Source organism: Clostridioides sp. LIBA-2809 (assembly GCF_056688965.1).
This window is the reverse complement of record NZ_CP197004.1, coordinates 2,591,420-2,616,322: the sequence shown is the minus strand read 5'-3', so window position 1 is coordinate 2,616,322 and position 24,903 is coordinate 2,591,420. Positions and strand designations below refer to the sequence as shown.

The following is a 24,903-nucleotide window of genomic DNA, read 5'->3' as shown; positions in this document are numbered from 1 at the left end:
TTGTAGAGGATATTAATTAAGATTTATGTCTAAAGGAAAATTATTTAAGTATAGAGCATTTAGTCAAAAAAATAATCAATAAATCATATCAAAAAAAATTGATGTGACTGTTGACAAAGTAAGATTAGTATAGTACGATAAACACATCAAAAAAAATTGATATGAGAGGTGAAAAATGATGATTAACTATAAAAATGATGCAAAAATATTTAAAGCCCTTTGTGATGAAAAAAGGCTTTTAATTCTCGAACTTTTAAGGAGTGGCGAAAAATGTGCTTGTGTTTTAATTGATAAAATGAATATTGGTCAATCTGCACTATCTTATCACATGAAAATATTGTGTGAATCGGGCATAGTATCATCAAGACAAGATGGAAAATGGACACATTATAGCCTTAGTAAAAAGGGCAGTGAATATGCTAGTAAGCGTTTATTAGAAATCACAACACCTAATACAGATATAGAATGTTGCAAATAAAAGTCATCTACAGATGGCTTTTATTAAAAAAAACATATCAAATAAAATTGATATGAAAAATAGAATGGAGGAATTGTTTTGGAAATATTACAAATAGGCATACTGTTTTTTCAAGACCAAATTCTTGGCATGAAATGGCTAAATAGTCTTATTGGCAACACATTATCATTTTTAGGATTAGATAATACTACACAACTAGGTGGTAGTGTTCAATTCTTTTTTTATGATGTTATAAAAATCACTATACTGTTATGTATTTTGATTTTTATTATATCTTATATACAAAGTTATTTTCCACCAGAAAGAAGCAAGAAAATTTTAGGTCGCTTTCATGGTATTGGAGCAAATATTGTTTCTGCTCTATTAGGGACAGTAACTCCATTTTGTTCCTGTTCTTCTATACCACTTTTTATAGGTTTTACAAGTGCAGGGCTTCCTTTAGGAGTTACTTTTTCTTTCTTGATTTCATCTCCTATGGTAGATTTGGGGAGTCTTGTACTTCTTATGAGTATATTTGGTGCAAAAGTTGCAATTGTTTATGTAATAGTTGGACTATTAATTGCAGTTATTGGTGGTACTATTATCGAAAAATTGCACATGGGAAAATATGTTGAAGACTTTATACAAAATGCAAGTCATGTAGATATTGATTCACCATCTTTGACACGAAAAGATAGAGTTCAATATGCGAAAGAACAAGTTAGTGAAACATTTAAAAAAGTATTCCCTTATATTTTAGTAGGGGTAGGAATTGGTGCTATAATTCACAACTGGATTCCAGAAACTTGGATAGAAACAATTCTAGGTAGTGACAATCCGTTTGGTGTTATTTTAGCAACATTGGTTGGTATTCCTATGTATGCAGATATTTTTGGAACAATACCTGTTGCAGAAGCATTGCTAATCAAGGGTGCACAATTAGGAACTGTACTTGCATTTATGATGGCTGTAACAACATTAAGTTTACCATCTATGATTATGCTTAAAAAAGCTGTAAAACCAAAACTACTTGCCTTATTTATAGCTATCTGTACAATTGGTATTATCGCTGTTGGTTATATGTTCAATGTTTTGCATACATTCTTAATATTATAAAAATTAGGAGGAAATTAATATGAAATTATTTGGTAAAAAAGAAGAAAAAAATCATGTTGCTGTAGTGGAAATTGTACATCAGAAACTATGGAATATGCAGAAATGACAAAGAAAAAAGATGGAATCAAAGTTCTAGGCTCTGGTTGTGCAAAATGTATAGCTTTAGAAAATGCAACACGTACAGCAATTTCAGAAATGAATTTAGATTTCAATATTGAGCACATAACTGATTTTACTCAAATTGCTAGCTATGGAGTAATGAGTACTCCTGCACTTGTTATAAATAGCAAGGTTGTATCATATGGTAAGGTCTTAACAATTGATGAAGTGAAAGCAATTATAGAAAGGGAAAAACATGGTAGCCTATAAACCCAAAGTAGCTTTTATCTGTGTTCATAACTCTTGTCGAAGTCAAATAGCAGAAGCATTAGGAAAGAAACTAGGTTTAGATATTTTTGAAAGTTATTCAGCAGGTACTGAAGTGAAGTCACAAATAAATCAAGATGCTGTACGTTTAATGAAAAAAATTTATAATATAGATATGGAAAAAGAACAATATTCAAAGCTACTAAAAGACATACCCGAAGTTGATATTGTTATTACAATGGGGTGTAATGTAGAATGTCCATATCTTCCATGTATATATAGAGAAGATTGGGGACTGAATGACCCCACAGGAAAAAGTGATGAAGAATTTATCTTTGTGATAAATGAAATATTAGATAAAATATTGTTACTTTCCAAAAGAATCAAAATGAATAGTATTTATTAAAATCTCAACTTCTCTTTTTTATACAATTATCAATCTTGCTTATAAACAGTAAATTAGTAATATAATATTAAACTAGGCTCATATAAAGCATTAAAAAAGTATATAATGTTATTAAAATGCCTGAAAATACAATAAATAAAATAGATACAATATTTTATAATAATTTTGAAATTGAAAAGATGAAGAAATTGAAAAATATTTGGAGCAAATATTTCTTAATATAGAAAATATATATTAAATAGGAGTGTTGAAAATGTCTAAAATAATAGCATTTGTAGGAAGTCCAAGAAAAAATGGCAATGTAGATACAATAATTAATGAAATAATTAAAGGAGCAAACAAAAATAATGTTGATGTAAAAAAGTATTACTTAAATGATATGAATATAAAAGGTTGTCAGGGATGTTTATATTGTAGAAAAAATTATTCATGTTCACTTAAAGATGATATGATTCAAGTATATGAAGATATAAAAAAGGTTGAGTATGTAATTATAGGTTCACCAGTTTATATATGCCAGGTATCAGCTCAAACCAAGTTATTATTAGATAGACTTTATCCACTTACAACAATAGATAAAGGTAAACATATGCCTAGATTTGGAGATAAAAAACTAATTATGGTTTATACTCAAGCAGCACCTTTATCAATATTCTTTAAAAGATATTTTAGATATACAAGTAAGCATCTTAAAGGAATGGGTTTAAATCATTATAAAACTATAATTGCGACTAAAGCATTTGAAAAAAATTCAATTGAAAATAATCCTAAAATATTAAAAAAAGCCTATAATCTTGGATTTAAAATATCAAAGGATGTTAATATATAAAATCTATTTCAGATATTGACTGAAAGATAGTGAATATTATATAACAATTCACCATCTTTCTTATAATTGTTTTTGTAAATAGTTTACTTGAAATTTTTATATGAAAATTTGAATTATCCGCATAAACACTCTATTTATAAGCGATTTTATAACTAAAAAACATTCATTTTCAATATAGTCATAAGGAACGTGGTTTTTTTGCAGAGGCTTAATCAAATGTTTAATACTTCCATAAGGAACGACTTTATTATGTATCCCATATGCACATAATGTAGGTACTGAATTTTGATTAACCAACATATATAATGAAAAAAAATCCTCATAAATATTGATAGAACTTATGAATATAAATGTAATTTGCAATTATAAATATATCTTAGATAAAACTAATGAAATCTTAAAATAAAGTTAGAAAGATATGAAAAAATTTTAGAAATAAAGTATCTATTAGATAAAAAAGAACACTAATTAGTGATATAATATAATTGAGGTAAAATTTATTATTTGGAGGCAAAATCATGAGCAGAGTAAAAAAGGTAGTAGAATTATTGGAATCCAAAGGTCTTGATGCACTGTATTTAACAAAGAAGACCAATGTAAATTATATAAGTGGTTTTCCTGATGAGGAAGCATATGCAGTGATTTGTAAAGACGGAAATTTCTTAGTTACTGATAGTAGATATATGGAGCTTGCGGAAAATGTTTGCAAAGGCTTTGAAATTATAAATTGGCATAACTTTGACAGAAGTGTGGCAAAAGCAGTAAAAAGTGTGTGTGATAAAGTAGGTATAAAGAAACTTGGATTTGAAAGAACTAATATAGTATTCGATAAATATGAGGAACTTAAAAATCTAATTGAGAAAGATAATGGAGAATTAATACCTACAGAAAATATTGTAGAGACATTAAGATACGTAAAAGATGAAGAAGAAATAAAAAATACAAGAAAAGCATGTGAGATAGCAGATAAGGCATTAGAAGAATTGATTCCACACATAAAAGCTGGAGTTAGCGAAATTGAGCTGGCTACAAAATTGGAATATTTCATGAAGATGAATGGAGCACAAAATATAGGCTTTGAGACTATATTGATATCAGGTGCAAAGACTTCATTACTTCATGGTAAACCTAGTGATAAGATTATAGAAAAAGGCGACTTTGTACTTATAGACTACGGTGCTATGTATAATGGTTATATATCTGATACAACTAGAACTTTTGTAGTTGGAGAAGCTTCTGAAAAACAACTAGAGGTATATAATTTGGTTAAAGAAGCACAAAATGTAGGTGTTGAAAACATGAAAGTTGGTGTACATGCTACAATCCCAGATGCTGAGATAAGAAAAGTTGTCAAGAAATATGAAGATTATTATTATCAAGGTATAGGGCATGGAGTTGGTAGAGATGTTCATGAAGAACCTTTCATTGGTAATTATGGTGATAAAATTATAGAAGAGGGATGTATAATAACAATGGAACCAGGTATTTATTTCCCAGGATGGGGTGGAGTTAGAATAGAAGATACTGTTCTGATTACTAAAAATGGTCCAGAAAGACTTACTAAATTCCCTAAAGATTTGATGATTTTAGACAAATAATTTAATTTATATATATTTTTTTACATAAGACATAGCGTAATCTCACCATTAAGCTCTCTTTACATATTATAGTAAAGGGGGCTTAGTTTTATTGTGAGAGGTGATAATATCTATGTATAAAAACCATAAATTTATAAAAAATATAAAAAAAGCCTGGTATAAAATCAAATTAATTGACAGATGTCTAATAATCGTAATGGCAATACTCATGTTTCAATCTATATACAATTTATTTGTTAATGAAGTGAATTCACAAGATACAACAACCATTGATGTGGTAGTAAGAACAACTTCAGCAGCTATATTTGGATATTTTTTAAGTGCTAATTTTATAAAGAAATCTTCGAGAAAGTATATAAATACTGATGTATCTTCAAATATTTTTGTAGATGAGAATTCATCTAATAAAGGTCAAGGACCAAATACAAATAATATAATGAATGTAAAAAATACCATTGGATTTACTTCAGATACTGATAATTATGAAAAGAAAGTGTCTGTTAATAAAATTGAAGGTATTGAAGAAGGAGAAACTAGTGAATTACAAATTATTATAGCTACTGTAATTTGTGTTGTAGCACTAATAGTACTTTTTGTTGTAAGGAATTTTACGACTACAGCTCCAGCTTCTTTAGGTACTATTTCACAGATGAGAGATTTTGTCTCAGGATGCGTGGGTTTTTTGTTAGGTTGTCCAAGTAGACCTGATTAAAAACATGATTATTAATTAAAAAATATTGTTAAAAGTATCAGTATAATAATATTTAAATGTAAATGTATACAATTATAATTTCTAAGATTATATATTTTATTTTTATACTGATACTCTAAAATATTTACAATGTTTTACTTAAATAAAATATTGTACTATCTAGTATAAAATAAAGCTAATTTATATGAATAGATGCCATATATTCAATAAAAAGTCTCATACTATGAGATATGTATTGATTTCTTCTCCAAAGAACACCAATGTTTGCAGTAATTGCACGCTCTAATGGAATTGAACAGAGATTTTCTGTATTTTGAAATATTTCTTTATACAATATTGTTGAAGCTAAGTCATTTTCTAACAAATAGCGTATAGTAGAAAGTTGGTTTGAATGTAAAATTATATTTGGTTTAGCTTTTTCAAGTCTTTTTGTTATAATCTTATAATGATAAGAACCTTCAGATAATATGACAAAAGGTACATTTTTTAACATATAATTTGAAATAATAGGTTGTTTTGCCAATTCATTTTTTGGATTTGTAACTAAATACAATTCTGTTTTGTAGATTGTTTTTGAATCTATATCATCATAAATATCACTATCAATTATGCCAATACAAAAATCGAGTGAAGATTCTTCAATCATTTTAGCTCCAACAAATGTTGGAACTTCGAAAATTTTAAGTTCTATATCTGGATAAATTACATTAAACCTAGGCAGTATCTTTGAAAGTAAAAAAGTACCTAAAACTGTAGGAATACCTATTTTCAGAGAGGCCTTTCTCTTTTTCCCTAAGTCTAGTGCATCACTTTGAAAGTCTTCAAATTGTCTCGTAAAATTTTTTGATTTATCTAAAAAAATCTTTCCTTCAGGAGTTAATTCTATCTTGTTGCCTATTCTGTAAAAAAGTTCAAAGCCAAGTTCTTTTTCTAATTCTTTAATAGCTAGTGTTATTGATGGCTGGGAAATATGGATACTTTCAGCAGCTTTAGTCATGTTTTTATATTTACAAACAGTCTGAAAATAATATAGATAATTTATGTTCATTGGATATTAATTCCTTTCATTTATGTATTAGTGACAAGTATATAATTAACGACAATATAAGTTTTGTATATTGTTGTAAAAAAATAGAATAGTTTTAAACTATCATATCATAAGTTTTTGATATTTTCAATCTATTAAGAATAGTGCTATTATTAAATTAACAAAAGAGAATAGCTGATATACTTTGACGATAATCAACTTACAATGTAGTTATATCAACGAATATTAAAATTTTAACTATTTAAAAATAAGTAATTATTTTTGAAATTAAATTATTAATTAAATCGCAAAGAAAAAGATTAAGATTAATAAAAGAAAATTTTTTTAACTAGAAATGTTAATTTAATAACAAAATAGAGTTTTGGGGAGAAAGGGGAGATATATTTTTTAATAATAATTGTTAATTTAATAACGATGAAAGGGAGTGATTTAGTGAAGTTTGAGTTAATGGATTTTTTAATGAATCCTTTTGTACTTATGTTTGCTGCTGTAATTACAGGAATTTTATTTGGAAAGATTAAATTTGGGAAGTTTAATTTTGGGGTATCAGGAGCATTATTTACAGGATTATTTATTGGATGGCTTGCATATAGCTTGGGAAATTCAGTAATAGCAAAAGGAGAAACAGCAGCAGGATATAAGGCAGCAACTGTCATGATGGGAAATGGAATTATTTCTCCTGACTTCTTTGATTTCTTTTTAATCATATTTGTTGCAGCAGTTGGTTTATTGGCTGCAAAAGATATGAAAGCTGTATTAAAGAAGTATGGAGCAAGATTTGTAGTCTTAGGAGTTCTTATAACTTTTATAGGTGGTTCTATGACTTATGCAATGACTTTACTATCAAGCAATAAAGGAAGCAGTGCTTATGAAGTTTCTGGTGTTTATACAGGGGCATTAACAAGTTCACCTGGATTAGCTGCTGCTTTAGAAACAGCTGGTAAACATGCAGAAGATGTATCAAAAGAGTTTGAAAAAGCTTCAATAGAGGATAAAAAAGAAATTTTAAAGATTGTTGACCCAGAAGGAAAATTAGATGTAAAAACAACTACATCACTAACTCAAGAGCAAATAGATAAATATATTGCATATGCTGAAGCAGGTGTTGGTATAGGGCATGCAGTTGCATATCCTTTTGGAGTTTTAATAGTAATATTAGGTGTAAATTTCCTTCCAAAAATATTTAGGATGGACCTTAAAGAAGAAAGAAGAAAATATGAAAAAGAAATGAAGGAAGCAAGAGATAGCGTTGCAGGTAAAACGATACCAGAAGTTCCATTTAATATAATAACATTTTTCTTAACGTGTCTAGCTGGATATTTAGTAGGAGGAATACATGTATTTATGGGTCCGTTAGGATACTTCACACTAGGAGCTACAGGTGGTTCACTAATTGTATCTCTAGTACTTGGATATATAGGTAAGATAGGGGCAGTAAATTTTAGAATGGAAGAAAAGGTTTTAAATATTTTAAAACAAATAGGTCTAGTGTTTTTCTTAGCAATAGTTGGATTAAGATATGGTGGTAAAGTAGTTGATTCAATTATGACATCTGGTATGCATCTGGCTTTTGTAGCAATAGTAGTAGGTATTACAGCTATGATGATAGGATTCTTAGTTGGTAAATATATATTTAAATTAAACTGGATTTTACTATCTGGAGCTGTCTGTGGTGGTATGACATCAACTCCAGGTCTTGGAGCAGCTGTTGATGCCCTTGATAGTGATGACCCAGCAGCAGGATATGGAGCTACGTATCCATTTGCACTGTTAACTAAAGTTATATTGGTTATAGTTTTACACAAACTTCCAATGTAAATAAGACTTTATATGGGGGGATATTTATGAATAATGAAGGAGTATTTGAAGAATTAAGTGAAAGATTAAGAAATAAAAAGTTATGTGATTTAATTATGAATGCAGATGAAGCTGCTAAAATTATAAATGATGGGATGGTTGTTGGACTTAGTGGATTTACACCTTCAGGTTACCCAAAAGCGGTACCATTAGCAGTTTCAGAAAGAGCTAAAAGTGGAGAAAAAATAAAATTGACTGTGTATTCAGGTGCATCTTTAGGCCCAGAGGTAGATGGAGCATGGTCAGAAACAGGTATAATTGAAAGAAGGCTTCCTTATCAGACTAATTCTACACTTAGAAATAATATTAATAAAGGTGATGTCAATTATATAGATATGCATCTAAGTCATTCTACTCAATTTTTAAATTATGGGACTATACCTAAAGTAGATGTAGCTATAGTAGAAGCACTTGCAATAACTGAAAATGGGGATATTATACCTACTAGTGGGATAGGAAATTCACCATCTTTTATAAAAAGTGCAGATAAAGTGATAGTTGAAATAAATCTTGCAAAACCAATGGAAATGGAAGGAATGGCAGATATATATATTACAGAAAATCCTCCAAATAGAAAGCCAATAGAAATAAATCATCCTAAAGATAGAATTGGTACGACATATATACCTTGCGGATTAAATAAGATTGCAGGAATAGTAATCACTAATATGCAAGATAAGACACGTCCATTAGGTATTGTAGATGAAGCTTCAAAGAAAATATCAAATAATATTATTGCTTTTCTGAAAGAAGAAGTAAAGTCAGGTAGATTGTCAAAAAATCTACTTCCACTTCAATCTGGTGTAGGAAGTGTAGCCAATGCAGTTTTATATGGATTGTGTGAATCTGAATTTGAAAATCTAACTTGCTATACAGAGGTTGTACAGGATTCTATGTTAGATTTAATAAGAATGGGTAAGGTTACAATGGCATCTACTACATCTGTAAGCCCATCACCAGAAGGGTTAATAAAATTTGAAGAGGATATTGATTTCTTTAAGGATAAGATTATACTGAGACCTCAAGAGATTAGTAATAATCCAGAAATAGCTAGAAGAATTGGGGTAATTGCAATGAACACTGCAATTGAAGTTGATATTTATGGAAATGTAAACTCTACTCATATTATGGGTTCAAAGATGATGAATGGAATTGGTGGTTCTGGTGATTTTGCTAGAAATGGAGCAATAACTATATTTAGTACTGAGTCAATTGCAAAAAATGGTGATATATCATCAATAGTACCTATGGTGTCTCATGTAGACCACACTGAACATGATGTAATGGTAATTGTAACAGAACAAGGATATGCTGATTTAAGAGGTCTTGCACCTAGGGAAAGAGCTATAAAAATAATAGAAAATTGTGCTCATCCAGATTATAAAGAACAACTTAGAGATTATTTAAATAGAGCCTGTCAAAATGGAGCAAAACAAACTCCTCATATATTAGATGAAGCTTTATCATGGCATAGTAAATTTATGAGTACAGGTACAATGAAAAAGTCTGAAACTTTTAAAAGTGCATTATAAAAATATTTAATAAATTGGAGGCGGATTTAAAATGGAAAAAGCAGTAGAAAACTTTGAAGATTTAAGTAAGGAATACATTAACGGTTATATTGAGAGAGCTAGAAAAGCTCAAAGAGAGTTTGAATGTTATACTCAAGAACAAGTAGATAAAATAGTAAAGATAGTTGGGAAAGTAGTGTATTATAATGCTGAATACTTAGCTAAACTTGCTGTAGAAGAAACTGGAATGGGAGTATATGAAGACAAGGTAGCTAAAAATAAAAGTAAAGCAAAGGTTATATATAACAATCTAAAAGATAAAAAATCAGTTGGTATAATTGATATAGATAGAGAAACTGGAATAACAAAGGTAGCTAAACCAATTGGAGTAGTAGCGGCAATAACTCCTTGTACAAATCCAATCGTTACACCTATGAGTAATGCAATGTTTGCACTTAAAGGAAGAAATGCAATCATTATCACACCACACCATAAAGCCATTGGATGTAGTACTAAAACTGTTGATATGATTAATGAAGAATTAGAAAAAATAGGAGCACCAGAAAACTTAATACAAATACTTGACCAACAATCAAGAGAAAATACAAGAAATTTAATTTCATCAGCAGATGTAGTAATTGCTACTGGTGGAATGGGAATGGTGAAAGCTGCATACTCAAGTGGAAAACCAGCACTTGGAGTAGGTGCAGGAAATGTTCAATGTATTATAGATAGAGATGTGGATATTAAAGAAGCAGTACCTAAAATCATAGCAGGAAGAATTTTTGACAACGGTATAATTTGTTCAGGCGAGCAATCAGTGATAGTAGCAGAAGAAATGTTTGATAAAGTAATGGATGAATTTAAAAATAATAAAGGTTTTATAGTTAGAGATAATGCACAGAAAGAAGCTTTTAGAAATGCTATGTTTATAAATAAAGCTATGAATAAAGATGCAGTAGGTCAATCTGTTCATGCAATTGCAAAAATTGCAGGTGTTGAAATTCCAGAAGATACAAAAATAATAGTAATAGAAGCTGATGGTCCAGGAGAAGAGGATATACTTGCAAAAGAAAAAATGTGTCCAGTTATATCTGCATATAAGTATAAAGATTTTGAAGAAGGTGTAGCTATTGCAAAAGCAAATTTAAATGTAGAAGGAAAAGGGCATAGTGTATCTATCCATTCAAATACAGTTAAAAATATAGAATATGCAGGAGAAAATATAGAGGTATCAAGATTTGTTATTAATCAATGTTGTGCTACTAGTGCTGGAGGAAGTTTCTTTAATGGTCTTGCACCTACTAATACTCTAGGTTGTGGTTCTTGGGGAAATAACAGTATTTCTGAAAATCTTGATTATAAGCATTTAATTAACATTTCTAGAATTGCTTATTATATGCCAGAAAATGAAGTTCCTACAGATGAAGAACTTTGGGGATAGGATTTAGAAAAAATATTCATTCTAGATTAAGATAGGAATATATTTTAATTTAGAATGAATTTAAGACATAAATTAAATTTAAAGCAGAGTATTGTACTAAATTTTAAATATTAAGAAACAGACATAAGAAGGAAGTATTATAATTAACATAAATAAAAATTTTTATAAAAAAAAGGAGTGGTTTTATTATGGCATTAATGACAGGAGCTCAATATATTGAAAGTTTAAGAAAATTAAATACTAAGGTTTATATGTTTGGTGAAGAGGTTAAAAACTGGGTTGACCATCCTATGATTAGACCATCTATAAATTGTGTAGCAGCAACTTATGATTTAGCTCATGACCCAGAATATACAGACTTAATGACAGTTACTTCAAATATCACAGGCGAAAAAATAAATAGATTTGGGCATCTTCATCAAAGTACTGATGATTTAGTGAAAAAAGTAAAGATGCAAAGACTATGTGGTCAAAAAACAGCTTCTTGTTTCCAAAGATGTGTTGGTATGGACGCATTTAATGCAGTATATTCAACAACATTTGAATGTGATAAAGCTCATGGAACTAAGTACCATGATAATTTTGTAAAATACTTAACTTATATACAAGAAAACGATTTAGTAGTTGATGGTGCTATGACTGACCCTAAAGGAGATAGAGGATTGTCACCTAGTGCTCAACCTGACCCAGATATGTTCCTTCATATAGTAGAAAGAAGAGAAGATGGTATAGTTGTAAGAGGAGCAAAGGCACACCAAACTGGTTCAATAAATTCACATGAGCATCTTATAATGCCTACTATAAGTATGACAGAAGCAGATAAAGACTATGCTGTATCATTTGCAGTTCCTTCAGATGCTGAGGGTGTGTTCATGATTTATGGAAGACAATCTTGTGATACTAGAAAATTAGAAGAAGGCGCAGATGTTGATTTAGGAAATAAGGAATTTGGAGGTCAAGAAGCCTTAGTAGTATTTGACAATGTATTTGTTCCAAATGATAGAATTTTCTTATGTGGAGAGTGGGATTTCTCTGGTATGTTAGTTGAGAGATTTGCTGGATACCATAGACAAAGTTATGGTGGCTGTAAAGTAGGCGTAGGTGATGTAATAATAGGAGCAGCAGCTTTAGCAGCTGACTATAACGGAGCAAATAAAGCTTCACATATAAAAGATAAATTAATAGAAATGACTCACCTTAATGAAAGTTTATACTGTTGTGGTATAGCATGTTCATCAGAAGGACATAAGACAGAAGCTGGAAACTATCAAATAGATTTGCTTCTTGCAAATGTATGTAAGCAAAATGTAACTAGATTTCCTTATGAAATAGTGAGACTTGCAGAAGATATAGCTGGTGGTCTTATGGTTACTATGCCTTCAGAAAAAGACTTTAAATCAGACCTTAAAGTTGGAACAAGTGGAATGACTATTGGCGAAGTATGTAATAAGTATTTTAAAGCTTCTTCAGTGGCTTCAACAGAAGAAAGAATGAGAGTTTTAAGATTCTTAGAAAATATATGTCTTGGTTCAGCAGCTGTTGGTTATAGAACTGAGTCAATGCATGGAGCAGGTTCACCACAAGCTCAGAGAATAATGATTTCAAGACAAGGAAATATAAGTCAAAAGAAAGAATTAGCTAAGACAATTGCAGGAATAAAAAAAGAGGAAGCTTTAAATTTATAAAAAGTTGATATGTAAAAGGGAAATATATATCAACATATATTAATTAATGAAAAAATATAGAGTATAAGAGATAATTATAAAATTATAGTGGTTTTTAATTAAACAAGGAAATTTTTTATAAGGAGAATTTACACATGACCTGTGGAGTTAGATTTTGTGGGGGCTGTAACCCTAGATACGAAAGAGGGAAGGCTCTTACAATAATCAAAGAGCACTTCAATGGTAGAGTAGATTTTAGTGTAGCACAAGAGAACGTGGAATATGATTTGTTACTTATAATTGGAGGATGCGCAACTTTATGCGCATCCTATCAACAATATAAAGTGAAAAATGAGTGTATTAAGATGTGGGATTTTAGCCATATAGAAAGAGTTATAAATATAATTGAATCAGCAATTTGTGAAACTTAAATAAGAGCTAAATGGGGGGATTTCATTGAATTGGCGAGAATTGTATCAAGAAAAATTATGTAGCGCTACAGAGGCCGTAAAGCATATTAAAAACGGGGATACTGTAGTATTTGCACATTGTGTAGGTGAACCTCCTGCACTAGTAGAAGCTATGATTGAAAATGCTGAACAATACAAAGATGTTGAGATTAAACACATGGTAAGCTTAGGTAGTGGAGGATATACTTCTAAAGGAATGGAAGCTCATTTTAGAGTAAATCCAATGTTTGTAAGTGGAAATGTAAGAAAAGCAATTGAAAACGGAGATGGAGACTTTACACCTGCATTTTTCCATGAAGTTCCAAAGTTAATTAGAGAAAAAAGATTAAAATGTGATGTTGTATTAGCACAGGTAACTCCACCAGATGAACATGGATATTGTAGTTTAGGTACATCGGTTGATTATACTTATGAGGCTATTAAAAGTGCTAGGACAGTAATTGTTCAAGTAAATGACCAATTTCCTAGAACTTATGGCGAAGTAGTTAATGTATCAGAGTTTGATTATATAGTTGAAAAGTCACAACCTTTATATGAGTTACAACCTGCGAAGATTGGAGAAGTAGAAGAAGCAATTGGTAAAAATTGTGCTTCATTAATTGAAGATGGTTCTACTTTACAACTTGGAATTGGCGGAATTCCAGATGCAGTTATGTTATTTTTGACAGATAAAAAGGACTTAGGAATTCACTCAGAAATGATTTCAGATGGAACTTTAGCTCTTTATGAAAAAGGAGTTATAAATGGCAAATATAAAAATTTTGATAAAGAGAAAATGACAGTTACCTTCTTAATGGGTACTAAAAAATTATACGATTTTGCAAATAATAACCCTGCAGTAGAAGTAAAACCTGTAGACTATGTAAATCATCCAGCAATTATAATGAAACAACATAAAATGGTTTCTATAAACTCTGCCATACAAGTTGATTTGATGGGACAGGTAGTTGCAGAAGCTATGGGTCTTAGACAGTTTAGTGGTGTTGGAGGTCAAGTTGATTTTATCCGTGGAGTATCTATGGGAGAAGATGGAAAGGCGATTATAGCTATGCCTTCAATAACTACAAAAAAGGATGGTACAGTAATTTCAAAAATCGTCTCTATTGTGGATGAAGGTGCACCTATAACAACATCAAGAAATGATGTTGATTACATTGTAACTGAATATGGTATAGCAGAGCTAAAAGGAAAGTCCCTTAGAGAAAGAGCAAGAAATTTAATTAATATAGCTCATCCAAGTGTAAGGGAAAGTCTAGCATTAGAATTTGAAAAAAGATTTAAGGAGAAATATTAATAATAGAGGGGTGTTAATAATGGAAGCACTTAGAGTAGTTCCAAAAATATTTTATTTCGATACATTTAAAGAATTCAACGAAGAATTTAAAATAGGAAAAAATGATTTAGTAATTACTAATGAATTTATATATGAGCCATATATGAAGCCTCTTGGAATAGATACAAATCTAATTTTCCAAGAAAAGTTTGGAACAGGTGAACCATCTGATGAAATGATAGATTCTATGACAAAAGAAATGAAAAAATATAATTTCGATAGAATTATTGCATTTGGAGGAGGCACAATAGTTGATATATGCAAGATATTAGCACTTGATGTTCCAGAAAAATCTATTGACTTATTTGAAGGAGAAGTAGCACCTAAAAAAATAAAAGAGTTAGTAGTAGTTCCTACAACATGTGGTACAGGTAGTGAAGTAACAAATGTAGCCATTGCAGAATTAAAATCTAAGCATACTAAAAAAGGGCTAGCAGTAGAAGAAACTTATGCGGACTATGCAGTGCTAATTCCAGAGACTGTAAAAGGATTACCTTATAAATTCTTTGTTACAAGTTCAGTGGATGCTCTTATACATGCAATTGAGTCTTATCTTTCTCCAAAAGCAAGTCCATTTACAGAGATATATTCTTTACAAGCAATAAAAATGATTATGGATGGATACAAAAAGATAGTTGATAAAGGGGAAGAAGAGAGATTTAATCATCTTAGAGACTTTGTTCTTGCATCAAACTATGCAGGAATTGCTTTTGGAAATGCTGGTTGTGCAGCAGTTCATGCTTTATCTTATTCAATTGGTGGGGCTTTCCATGTTGCACATGGTGAAGCAAATTATCAGTTCTTTACTGAAGTGTTTAAGATGTATTCTAGAAAAAATCCTGATGGAAAAATCACAAAATGTACAAAAATTCTAGCAGATGCTCTTGAATGTGACCCTAATTGTGATGTTTATGGAGAATTAGAAAAGTTTTTAAATAAATTAATAGCTAAAAAAGCCTTAAGAGAATACGGAATGGTAGAAAGTCAAATTGATGAATTTACAGATAGTACAATTGCAAATCAACAAAGATTACTTGCTAATAATTATGTAGAGCTTAGCAGAGAAGAAATAAGAGAGATATTTGCAAATCTTTATTAATTATAAATTTCATTTATATGTATAGCTAAGATAAACAATGTTAATTATATTTATATAAAAATAAAAATGAGGGAACTTAAATTTAATTAAAGTTAAGTTCTCTTATTTTTATATGGAGTTAAATATAAGTATATTTTTGATTTAAAATATGCTTATATTTAAGTCTATTACTTTATTTGAAATAATTTGTAGAAATTCAAATTCCTTGACAGTAATAAGTAAGTAATTGTATAATCAAACTGCAATATATTAATAATATTAGTGAAAATGAAAGGATATAAACTATGTATAAATCAGAAAATTTTTCCAAAAAATCTGTGTTAATAAATTCATTTTTAAGTAAATTTTTAAAAATAGTTGGATGGGGCTTAGTAGGTTTATTTACGTTATCAGCTCTAGTACTTTCAACTATTTCTATTATAATTGGATGGGCTGTAATACTTCCTATTCAAGTATGTGCAGTGTTTTTAATTATAGGAGGAGTTTGTATCTTTAAAGGTAAGAGATTAGGAGACCAAATTTCTCGTTATAAAAAATATTGTACAATCATAAGTAATAGAAATATTATTCCAGTAGAACTTATTGCCGAAAGTACATCTAAATCACTAAATTTTATAATAAAAGATGTGCAAAAAATGATAGATAAAAACTATTTTATAAATACTTATATTGATAAAAGAAGTAATCAAATTGTGTTGACAAATGAAGATTTCATTCCACCAAGATATGAAGATGTAGCATATGAAGTCAAAGAAGAAGAACAAACTGATGAGGTTAATGAAGTTGATACAATTATAAATAAAGGAATGGATTATTTAACACAAATAAAAGAAGCTAATAAAAATATTAAATCAGAGTCAATGTGTAATAAAATTGTACAAGTAGAGGATGTTACAGGGAAAATATTTGATGTTGTAAAACATGACCCATCAAAACTTACTCAAATACAAAAATTTATGGACTATTATCTTCCAACAACTTTAAAGCTGTTGAATTCATATCATACATTGGAAGAGCAAGGTATAGACAGAGAAAATATAACGACAACTATGGAAAGTATTGAAAATACAATGAGTACAATCGTAATAGCTTTTGAAAATCAATTAGACTATCTGTTTGAAGATGAAGCAATAGATATCTCTACAGACATTACTGTTTTAGAGAACATGTTAGTTCAAGAGGGATTAACGAGTGGTAAATTTTAACTTCAATATAAAAAATATTCTGTTATTTTTGAACAATTAAGTAGTCATAAAGTAAAAAACATGTGATATATAAGTTAATCAGTACTTTATAAAGGAAGAGGAGAGAAAGATATAATGAATAATCTAGATGATATACCAGTTATGCCAACTTTAACACTTGACCCATTTGGAGAAGAATCAAATACAAGTGATATAAATAATTCTGATATGTTAATGAAAAAGGATGAAAAAGACCCAGAAGAAGAAAAATTGTCTGAATCTGAACGTAAGATGGTAAAGGAATTTGCAGAAAAAATAGATATTACAAATACAAATATGATTTTACAATATGGAGCTGGTGCCCAAAAAAAGGTAGCAGGATTCTCTGAAACAGCTTTAAAGAGTGTTAAAACTAGAGATTTAGGAGAAGTTGGAGATATGCTTACAAATCTAGTTACTGATTTAAAAGCATTTTCAGCAGACGAAAAAGAACAGGGTGGTTTTTTAGGAATCTTTAAAAAGGCAAATAATAAAATTTCAAATCTAAAAACTAAGTATGATAGCGCAGAGGTAAATGTAGACAAAGTAAGCAAAGAACTTCAAAAACATCAGGTTAAAATATTAAAAGATATAGCTATGCTTGATAAGATGTATGAGTTGAACTTAGCTTACTCAAAAGAACTTACTATGTATATTATAGCAGGGAAACAAAAGTTAAAAGATATGAAAGAATACGAAATGCCAAAATTGAGAGAAAAGGCTAGATTATCTGGCTCAACAGAAGACGCTCAAGCTGTGAATGATATGGTTTCACTTTGTGACCGATTTGAAAAGAAGATTCATGACTTAGAATTAACTAGAATGGTATCGCTTCAAATGGCTCCACAGATAAGACTAGTTCAAAATAGTAATAATTTGATGGCAGAAAAGATTCAATCAACTATAGTAAATACAATTCCATTATGGAAAAATCAAATAGTACTTGCTCTTGGAATTTCTCACTTAAATCAAGCTATGAAAGCACAGCGTGAAGTTAGCAATATGACAAATGAGCTATTACTAAAAAATGCAGAAACTCTAAAGATGGGAACAATAGAAACAGCAAAAGAATCAGAAAGAGGAATTGTAGATATAGATACAATTAAGAAAACTAATCAATCTTTAATATCAACTATTGATGAAGTGGTTAAGATACAACATGATGGTAGAATAAAGAGACAAGAAGCAGAAGTTGAACTATCAAAAATAGAAAATGAACTTAAAAGCAAGCTTCTTGAATTTACAGTTAAATAAAAGCGTATATTAGAAAAAGGGTGTCTCAAAATAAACTTTTTAGTTCATGAGGCGCTCTTTTTGTATGAAATAAATATATTTTTATAATTTCAACAATATAAAAGAAGCTTATCTCTGTTTCGAGACAGCCTCTTTTATTTATATTATAAATTTCTATTATCCTTTAACATAACATCATGAGCTCCACCTTCAACTATACTAGTAGAAGATACAAGTGTAAGCTTAGCATTCTTTTGAAGTTCAGGTATGCTAAGAGCTCCACAGTTACACATAGTAGAACGAACTTTACTTAAAGAAAGAGTTACATTGTCCTTTAAAGAACCAGCATAAGGTACATAAGAGTCAACACCTTCTTCAAAAGAAAGCTTCTTATCTCCACCAAGGTCATATCTTTGCCAGTTTCTAGCACGTGCAGAACCTTCTCCCCAGTATTCTTTCATATAACTACCATTTATATTAACTTTGTTAGTTGGACTCTCATCAAAACGAGAGAAGTATCTACCAAGCATTATAAAATCTGCACCCATAGCTAAAGCTAAAGTTATATGATGGTCATAAACGATACCACCATCAGAACAAATTGGAATATAAATACCTGTTTTTTCAAAGTACTCATCTCTAGCTTGTGCAACTTCAATTATAGAAGTAGCTTGTCCACGTCCTATACCTTTTTGTTCACGAGTAATACATATAGAACCACCACCAATACCAACTTTAACAAAGTCAGCACCAGCTTCAGCTAAGTAAAGGAATCCTTCACGGTCAACTACATTTCCAGCTCCAACCTTAACTGTATCACCATATTTTCCACGAATAAAATCAAGAGTTATTTTCTGCCATTCAGAAAAACCTTCTGAAGAATCTATACATAAAACATCAGCACCAGCTTCAACTAAAGCAGGAACACGTTCAGCGAAGTCTCTAGTATTGATACCAGCTCCAACTACATATCTTTTAGAAGAATCTAAAAGCTCAAGTGGATTTTCTTTATGAGAAGAGTAATCTTTACGGAATACCATATAAACAAGATTACCGTTGTCATCAAGTACAGGAAGAGAATTAAGCTTGTGGTCCCATATAATGTTGTTTGCTTCTTTTAAAGTAACGTCTTTGTTAGCATAAACTATGGATGACATAGGAGTCATAAATTCACTAACTTTAGTATCTAAATCCATACGACTTATACGATAATCACGACTTGCGACAATACCTAATAATTTACCAGTTGAAGTCCCATCTTCAGTAACAGCAACTGTAGAATGTCCAGTTTTTTCTTTTAATTCAAGAATGTCTTTTAGTGTATTCTCAGGTTTAATATTTGAATCACTTACAACAAAACCAGCTTTGTGAGATTTAACACGTGCTACCATAGCAGCTTCACTTTCAATACTTTGAGAACCGTATATAAATGAAATACCACCTTCTTTAGCAAGTGCAATAGCCATCTTGTCATCAGAAACAGATTGCATAATAGCAGAAGTCAAAGGTATATTCATATAAATATCTGCTTCCTCGCCTTTTTTAAATTTAGTAACAGGTGTTTTCAAACTTACATTAGCAGGTATACAATCAGTAGAAGAGAAACCTGGAACAAGAAGGTATTCACTGAAAGTATGTGATGGTGTATCAAAATAAAACGCCATTTTTTAATCACTCCTTATATTTTTATACTTTTTATAATTGATAGTATTAATTATAACTTATTCTTTAATTTTATTAAAGTATTTTGTCAAATATTGAGATTTTTGAAAAATTTAAACTATTTTCATTAAATTTGTTTAATATATATTGCTTTATAGGGTAATATTGTATATTAAATAATGTTTAATATTGTATAGTAGCTAATTAGAAATTAATATTTAGTTATCCATACATTATACTTATACACTTTATGTTGACAATATTGACATAGAGAGTACAAATATCAAAAGCACAGGTCAAATAAGTCTATATTAGTATATCCAAAAGTACCTCTAATAAAATTATTTAATTGAATTATTATTGGTTTTTCTATTAAAGTTAATTAATCACAAAGTAATGAAGTTATTCTAAGTATAAGTAACTTTAAAATAATAATGTTCTCACAATTAAGTAAATTATATAGAAATAATAGAAGAATATATATAATTTACAGAGTGTTTCTTTGTCAACAGTATCTAATCTAATGTATAAAATTATTAAATAACTTAAAAATACTAATATGTTTTAAAATACTACAGAAAAAAATATACAATATATAATAAAAAAGAATATTATAAATTTAAATATTTTATAAAAATAGTATTATTTGTAACACTAGATACTCTAAAGTACTACATAAATAAAGTTAAACAAAAACTAAAATGACAAATGTCATTATCTTAAGTGACATAGAAACGATTTCTTAAAGTTGTTACTAGAAAATATAAACTCTATAATAAAAGTATAACAAAAGGGAATCATATCGATATAGAATATAATTCAAATGGAGGTAAAATTATGAGCAGTTCTAATCAATCGACAATAAAGACATCTATACAGCGAATAGGAAAATTTTTAAGTGGTATGGTAATGCCAAATATAGGAGCTTTTATAGCATGGGGCCTTATAACAGCATTATTTATACCAACAGGGTGGATGCCTAATGAGAAATTAAGTACAATAGGTGACCCAATGATAAAATACCTTTTACCACTGTTGATAGCTTACACTGGTGGTAAAGCAATAGCAGGACAAAGAGGTGGAGTAATAGGTGCAGCAGCAGCGATGGGCGTAATCGTTGGAGCTGATATACCAATGTTTATTGGAGCTATGATAATGGGACCATTTGCAGGATGGATAATCAAGAAATTCGATAAATTTGTAGATGGTAAGATACCAACAGGATTTGAAATGTTAGTAAATAACTTTTCAATAGGTATAATAGGTATGCTTCTTGCAATATTAGGATTTTATGCAATAGGGCCAGCAATAGTAGCAGGTACAGCTCTTATAGAATCTGGAGTTCAATTTATAGTTAGCAAAAGTTTATTACCTTTAGTTTCAGCATTTATAGAGCCTGGAAAAGTATTGTTCTTAAACAATGCAATAAATCATGGTATATTAGGACCTATAGGTATAGCTGAAGCAAAAGAAGCAGGTAAATCTATAATGTTCTTATTAGAAAGTAACCCTGGACCAGGTTTAGGAGTTCTATTAGCATACTGGATGTTTAGTAGAGGAAGCGTAAAACAATCAGCACCAGGAGCTGTAATAATACATTTCTTTGGTGGTATACATGAAATATACTTCCCATACATCTTAATGAATCCAGTTTTAATATTAGCTACAATGGCAGGTGGAGCAGCAGGAATATTAACTTTCTCAATACTAGGAGCTGGACTTGTAGCAGCACCATCACCAGGAAGCATATTTGCACTTATGGCACTAGCACCAAAGGGAGGGTTACTTCCAGTCTTAGCAGGGGTTGCAGTGGCAACAGCTGTATCATTCTTGGTAGCAGCGCCATTTGTTAAGAGAGCTTCTGCAAATCAAAGTGAAGAAGATGGTACTTTAGAAGAAGCTAAAGCAAAAATGAGTGATATGAAATCTGCAAGTAAGAATTCTGATAAAAGTGTTGAAGAAAAGCAACTTGAAGTAAACGAAATTAAGAAGATTGTATTTGCATGTGATGCGGGAATGGGTTCTAGTGCAATGGGAGCTTCTAGATTTAAAAATAGAATAAAAAATTTAGATTTGAATATAGAAATTACAAATTCATCTGTCGATAATCTTCCAGATGATACACAAATAGTAGTAACTCATAATACACTAGTTGAAAGAGTAGCTAAGAATAATTCAAGTGTTGAGATAGTTTCAATAAACAACTTTTTAAATGACCCAAATTTAGATACATTATTTAAAAGATTAGAATCTAAATAAAAATAAAAAGTACCACTGATTAGGAGTGGATAATTTGAAAAAAAAGAAGATTACATCTAGACAAAAAAAGATAATACTAATGATAGTAGAAAATTCAAAAAAAAATATTCCAATAACTATTTCTGAGATTGCAGGAGAGTTGGATTTAAGTTCAAGAACTGTACTTAGAGATATGTCTGGAATTGAAAAATGGTTTGATGAAAATGATTTTAATTTTGTAAAAAAACCAGGAGTTGGATTGATTTTAGAAGAAAATATAGAAAATCAAAACTTTATAATCGAGTTGTTAGAAGAAGAGAAAATAGAAAAAGAATATAGTAAGGAAGAAAGAAATTTAATTATATTATCAAAGCTACTAATTTCTAATGAGCCAGTAAAATCTTATTATTTTGCAAAACTATTAAAAGTATCTGAAGGGGTATTGAATAATGATTTTGCATTAGCAAGTAAATGGTTGGAAAGATTTGATATTGAGCTTGTTAGAAAACCAGGGCTTGGTGTTTACCTAAAAGGTCAGGAAAAAAGCTTCAGAGAAGCATATGTAAATCTTATATATGATTCATTCAATGAAAAAGAAATATTAGATATGGTCAGAAATATAAGTGAGAATATACAGACAGATAAAGCAATAGAAATTTTAAGTGAAAATAGACTTTTAAACTTAATGGATAGATGCATAATAAGAAAAGTTGAAAGTACATTAACAAAGAAGCTTTCAGATTTAGATGTGAATTTAGCTGATAGTGCATATATAGGTCTTGTAGTTCATATTTCATTAGCTTTACAAAGGATAAAAAATGGTGAAAATATAACTATGGACAAAGAATTTCTAAAAGAATTATCTATGACAGAAGAGTTTAGATTAGCCCAAGAAATCGTAAATGGTATGGAAATAGACTTTAGTATGGATATACCATTAGATGAGGTTGGATATATAACCATGCACATCAGAGGTGCAAAGCAAAGGTCATCTTCAAATCATAAAGCTTTAAACTTAGATGATATAGAAGTGATGGACATTACAAACAAGATGATAGATTTAGCTGAAGATGAATTTAAAATAAGTCTTAAAAATGATGAGAGATTGTTTAAAGACCTAGCAAATCATTTAGGGCCTTCTATAAATAGATTGAATATGGGATTAGAAATAAGGAATCCTCTTTTAGATGAAATAAAAAGTAAGTATTCATATGCCTATAATGGAGTTGAAAAAATTTCTAGAATAATAAAAGATAAGCTAAATATAAATTCAATACCTGAGTCTGAAATAGGGTATATTGCAATGCACTTTGCATCAGCTATAGAAAAAAATCTAATGATGTATACTAATATAAATCTTGTTGTAGCATGTCCTACTGGAATAGGGACATCAAGATTCTTATCAACTAAGATTGAAAATAAGTTTCCAAACTTAAATATACTTGAAACCATCTCAGCTATAAATATAGATGAAGATTATTTAAGGGAAAAAGATGTGGACTTAATTGTGTCTACAGTTGAGTTAAATACAAACTTAGATTATATATGTGTAGGTCCATTTATGAGCTTAGAAGATGAACAGATAATCAAGGAAAAAATAAAGTCTATAGCTCAAAATAAACTAATTAATTTAAATGTAAAAAACGATACTAAAAATAAGAATAAAGTTTATGAGCAGATAACAGAAAGCATGAATATAGGAAAAGATATTCTTCAATTTTTAGAGGAAGTTCAATTTGAAAAATTTAAAAGTAAAGATTTAAGTGAGCTTATTGTAGATTCATCAAAAATATTTGCAAAGTCTAGTGAAGATAGAATATCTATAAAAGAAGCATTAGAAGAAAGATTAAAAATCTCAATTCCATATATAGAAGAATCAAAAATTCTATTATTACATTGTATGAGTGAAAGAATAGATATTATGAAGTTAGCAATAATAAAGTTAGAAAACAAAATCATGCTAGATTCAAATGAAGAAATTGATAATGTAGTTTTTATGTTGCTTCCTAAAAATTCACCTAGCTATCAGAGGCAAATAATGAGTGAAATAAGTGGTTCACTAATAGATAATATAGTTTTTACTAATAAGATAAATAAATTTTATATAGAAGAGATGATATTAGAAGTAAAAGATATAGTTTTTAATTTTTATACAAACAGATTAAAAACATTTATAGATAAATAAAATTATATTAAAAAGGAAGGTTGATATTATGAGTAAAGTATTAAATGAGAATAATATATTTTTAGGATTAGATAGTGTTTCAAAGGAAGAAGCTATAACTTTAGCAGGAAGAAAATTAGTTGAAAATGGGTATGTAAAAGAAGAATATATACCAGCAATGTTAGAACGAGAAAAAGTAATGACTACATATATGGGAATGGGTGTTGCTATTCCACATGGTGTAAATGAAGCTAAAAAAGAAATTTTATCTTCAGGAATAGTTATATTACAATTTCCTAATGGAATAGATTTTGATGGAGAAAAAGCTTACTTATTAATAGGGATAGCTGGTGTTGGAGATGAACATTTAGAGATATTATCTAATATAGCAATAGTTTTAGATGATGATTTAACAGAAAGACTAAAAAATTCAAATGACAAACAAGCTTTCATGGAAGCTTTTGCCAACTAAT

The 24,903-nt window shown here is 29.5% G+C and carries 21 protein-coding genes; 19 read left to right on the top strand and 2 right to left on the bottom strand.

Annotation, left to right across the window (positions count from 1 at the left end; all coding sequences use genetic code 11):
* Positions 1-175: 175 nt before the first annotated feature.
* From ACTG44_RS12360 to ACTG44_RS12330, 7 genes are all read left to right on the top strand, one after another.
* Entirely contained in the window at positions 176-478 is a 303-nt protein-coding gene (locus ACTG44_RS12360; protein WP_479920524.1) for an ArsR/SmtB family transcription factor, read from the top strand.
* Between the two features lie 78 nt (positions 479-556).
* Entirely contained in the window at positions 557-1,573 is a 1,017-nt protein-coding gene (locus ACTG44_RS12355; protein ID WP_479920523.1) for a permease, read from the top strand.
* Between the two features lie 87 nt (positions 1,574-1,660).
* Complete coding sequence (locus ACTG44_RS12350) at positions 1,661-1,942, top strand: thioredoxin family protein (protein ID WP_479920522.1); 282 nt, start codon at positions 1,661-1,663, stop codon at positions 1,940-1,942.
* Positions 1,929-2,345 carry an arsenate reductase ArsC gene (locus ACTG44_RS12345; protein ID WP_479917082.1) on the top strand — a complete coding sequence of 139 codons (417 nt, stop codon included), beginning with the start codon at positions 1,929-1,931 and terminating at the stop codon, positions 2,343-2,345. The genes ACTG44_RS12350 and ACTG44_RS12345 overlap by 14 nt, the downstream gene beginning before the upstream one ends.
* Before the next feature lie 253 nt (positions 2,346-2,598).
* Entirely contained in the window at positions 2,599-3,174 is a 576-nt protein-coding gene (locus tag ACTG44_RS12340) for a flavodoxin family protein (RefSeq protein ID WP_479920521.1), read from the top strand.
* 518 nt (positions 3,175-3,692) lie between these two features.
* Entirely contained in the window at positions 3,693-4,772 is a 1,080-nt protein-coding gene (locus ACTG44_RS12335; RefSeq protein ID WP_479920520.1) for a M24 family metallopeptidase, read from the top strand.
* Positions 4,773-4,884: 112 nt separating this feature from the next.
* Positions 4,885-5,484 carry a hypothetical protein gene (locus tag ACTG44_RS12330; RefSeq protein ID WP_021385234.1) on the top strand — a complete coding sequence of 200 codons (600 nt, stop codon included), beginning with the start codon at positions 4,885-4,887 and terminating at the stop codon, positions 5,482-5,484.
* A gap of 175 nt (positions 5,485-5,659) precedes the next feature.
* Here ACTG44_RS12330 and ACTG44_RS12325 read toward each other — a convergent pair whose 3' ends face one another.
* The gene (locus ACTG44_RS12325; RefSeq protein WP_021385235.1) at positions 5,660-6,532 is read right to left on the bottom strand and encodes a LysR family transcriptional regulator; all 873 of its coding nucleotides are present in this window, start codon (positions 6,530-6,532) and stop codon (positions 5,660-5,662) included.
* A gap of 414 nt (positions 6,533-6,946) precedes the next feature.
* On the opposite strand from ACTG44_RS12325, the gene ACTG44_RS12320 reads away from it, so the two are divergent.
* The 9 genes from ACTG44_RS12320 (at position 6,947) to ACTG44_RS12280 (ending at position 18,387) form a co-directional block, all read left to right on the top strand.
* Positions 6,947-8,350, top strand: a complete 1,404-nt coding sequence (locus ACTG44_RS12320) for an aspartate-alanine antiporter-like transporter (protein ID WP_479920519.1) — start codon at positions 6,947-6,949, stop codon at positions 8,348-8,350.
* A gap of 26 nt (positions 8,351-8,376) precedes the next feature.
* On the top strand, positions 8,377-9,921 hold the full coding sequence (locus tag ACTG44_RS12315; RefSeq protein WP_021385112.1) for an acetyl-CoA hydrolase/transferase family protein: 1,545 nt from the start codon (positions 8,377-8,379) through the stop codon (positions 9,919-9,921).
* Between the two features lie 31 nt (positions 9,922-9,952).
* Complete coding sequence (locus ACTG44_RS12310) at positions 9,953-11,344, top strand: aldehyde dehydrogenase family protein (protein WP_479920518.1); 1,392 nt, start codon at positions 9,953-9,955, stop codon at positions 11,342-11,344.
* Between the two features lie 188 nt (positions 11,345-11,532).
* Positions 11,533-13,029 (top strand): 4-hydroxybutyryl-CoA dehydratase/vinylacetyl-CoA-Delta-isomerase, encoded by a 1,497-nt coding sequence (gene abfD / locus ACTG44_RS12305; RefSeq protein WP_479920517.1) that lies wholly within the window; start codon positions 11,533-11,535, stop codon positions 13,027-13,029.
* Between the two features lie 134 nt (positions 13,030-13,163).
* On the top strand, positions 13,164-13,439 hold the full coding sequence (locus ACTG44_RS12300; protein ID WP_021385158.1) for a hypothetical protein: 276 nt from the start codon (positions 13,164-13,166) through the stop codon (positions 13,437-13,439).
* Positions 13,440-13,464: 25 nt separating this feature from the next.
* Positions 13,465-14,772: an acetyl-CoA hydrolase/transferase family protein gene (locus tag ACTG44_RS12295; protein ID WP_479917077.1), complete on the top strand. Its 1,308-nt coding sequence runs from the start codon at positions 13,465-13,467 to the stop codon at positions 14,770-14,772.
* A 19-nt stretch (positions 14,773-14,791) separates the two neighbouring features.
* The gene (locus ACTG44_RS12290; RefSeq protein ID WP_479920516.1) at positions 14,792-15,910 is read left to right on the top strand and encodes a 4-hydroxybutyrate dehydrogenase; all 1,119 of its coding nucleotides are present in this window, start codon (positions 14,792-14,794) and stop codon (positions 15,908-15,910) included.
* 284 nt (positions 15,911-16,194) lie between these two features.
* Positions 16,195-17,115, top strand: coding sequence for a 5-bromo-4-chloroindolyl phosphate hydrolysis family protein (locus tag ACTG44_RS12285; RefSeq protein WP_479919102.1), 921 nt, complete (start codon positions 16,195-16,197; stop codon positions 17,113-17,115).
* A 114-nt stretch (positions 17,116-17,229) separates the two neighbouring features.
* Positions 17,230-18,387 carry a toxic anion resistance protein gene (locus ACTG44_RS12280; RefSeq protein WP_021385209.1) on the top strand — a complete coding sequence of 386 codons (1,158 nt, stop codon included), beginning with the start codon at positions 17,230-17,232 and terminating at the stop codon, positions 18,385-18,387.
* Positions 18,388-18,530: 143 nt separating this feature from the next.
* Here the strand turns inward: ACTG44_RS12280 and ACTG44_RS12275 are convergent, their stop codons facing one another.
* Complete coding sequence (locus ACTG44_RS12275) at positions 18,531-20,030, bottom strand: IMP dehydrogenase (protein ID WP_021385196.1); 1,500 nt, start codon at positions 20,028-20,030, stop codon at positions 18,531-18,533.
* 835 nt (positions 20,031-20,865) lie between these two features.
* Here ACTG44_RS12275 and ACTG44_RS12270 point away from each other — a divergent pair.
* The 3 genes from ACTG44_RS12270 to ACTG44_RS12260 are packed head-to-tail and all read left to right on the top strand — an operon-like array spanning position 20,866 to position 24,902.
* Positions 20,866-22,287: a PTS mannitol transporter subunit IIBC gene (locus tag ACTG44_RS12270; protein ID WP_021385174.1), complete on the top strand. Its 1,422-nt coding sequence runs from the start codon at positions 20,866-20,868 to the stop codon at positions 22,285-22,287.
* A gap of 25 nt (positions 22,288-22,312) precedes the next feature.
* On the top strand, positions 22,313-24,451 hold the full coding sequence (locus ACTG44_RS12265; RefSeq protein ID WP_234781121.1) for a BglG family transcription antiterminator: 2,139 nt from the start codon (positions 22,313-22,315) through the stop codon (positions 24,449-24,451).
* Positions 24,452-24,479: 28 nt separating this feature from the next.
* Entirely contained in the window at positions 24,480-24,902 is a 423-nt protein-coding gene (locus tag ACTG44_RS12260; RefSeq protein WP_021385085.1) for a PTS mannitol transporter subunit IIA, read from the top strand.
* The last annotated feature ends 1 nt before the right edge of the window (position 24,903 follow it).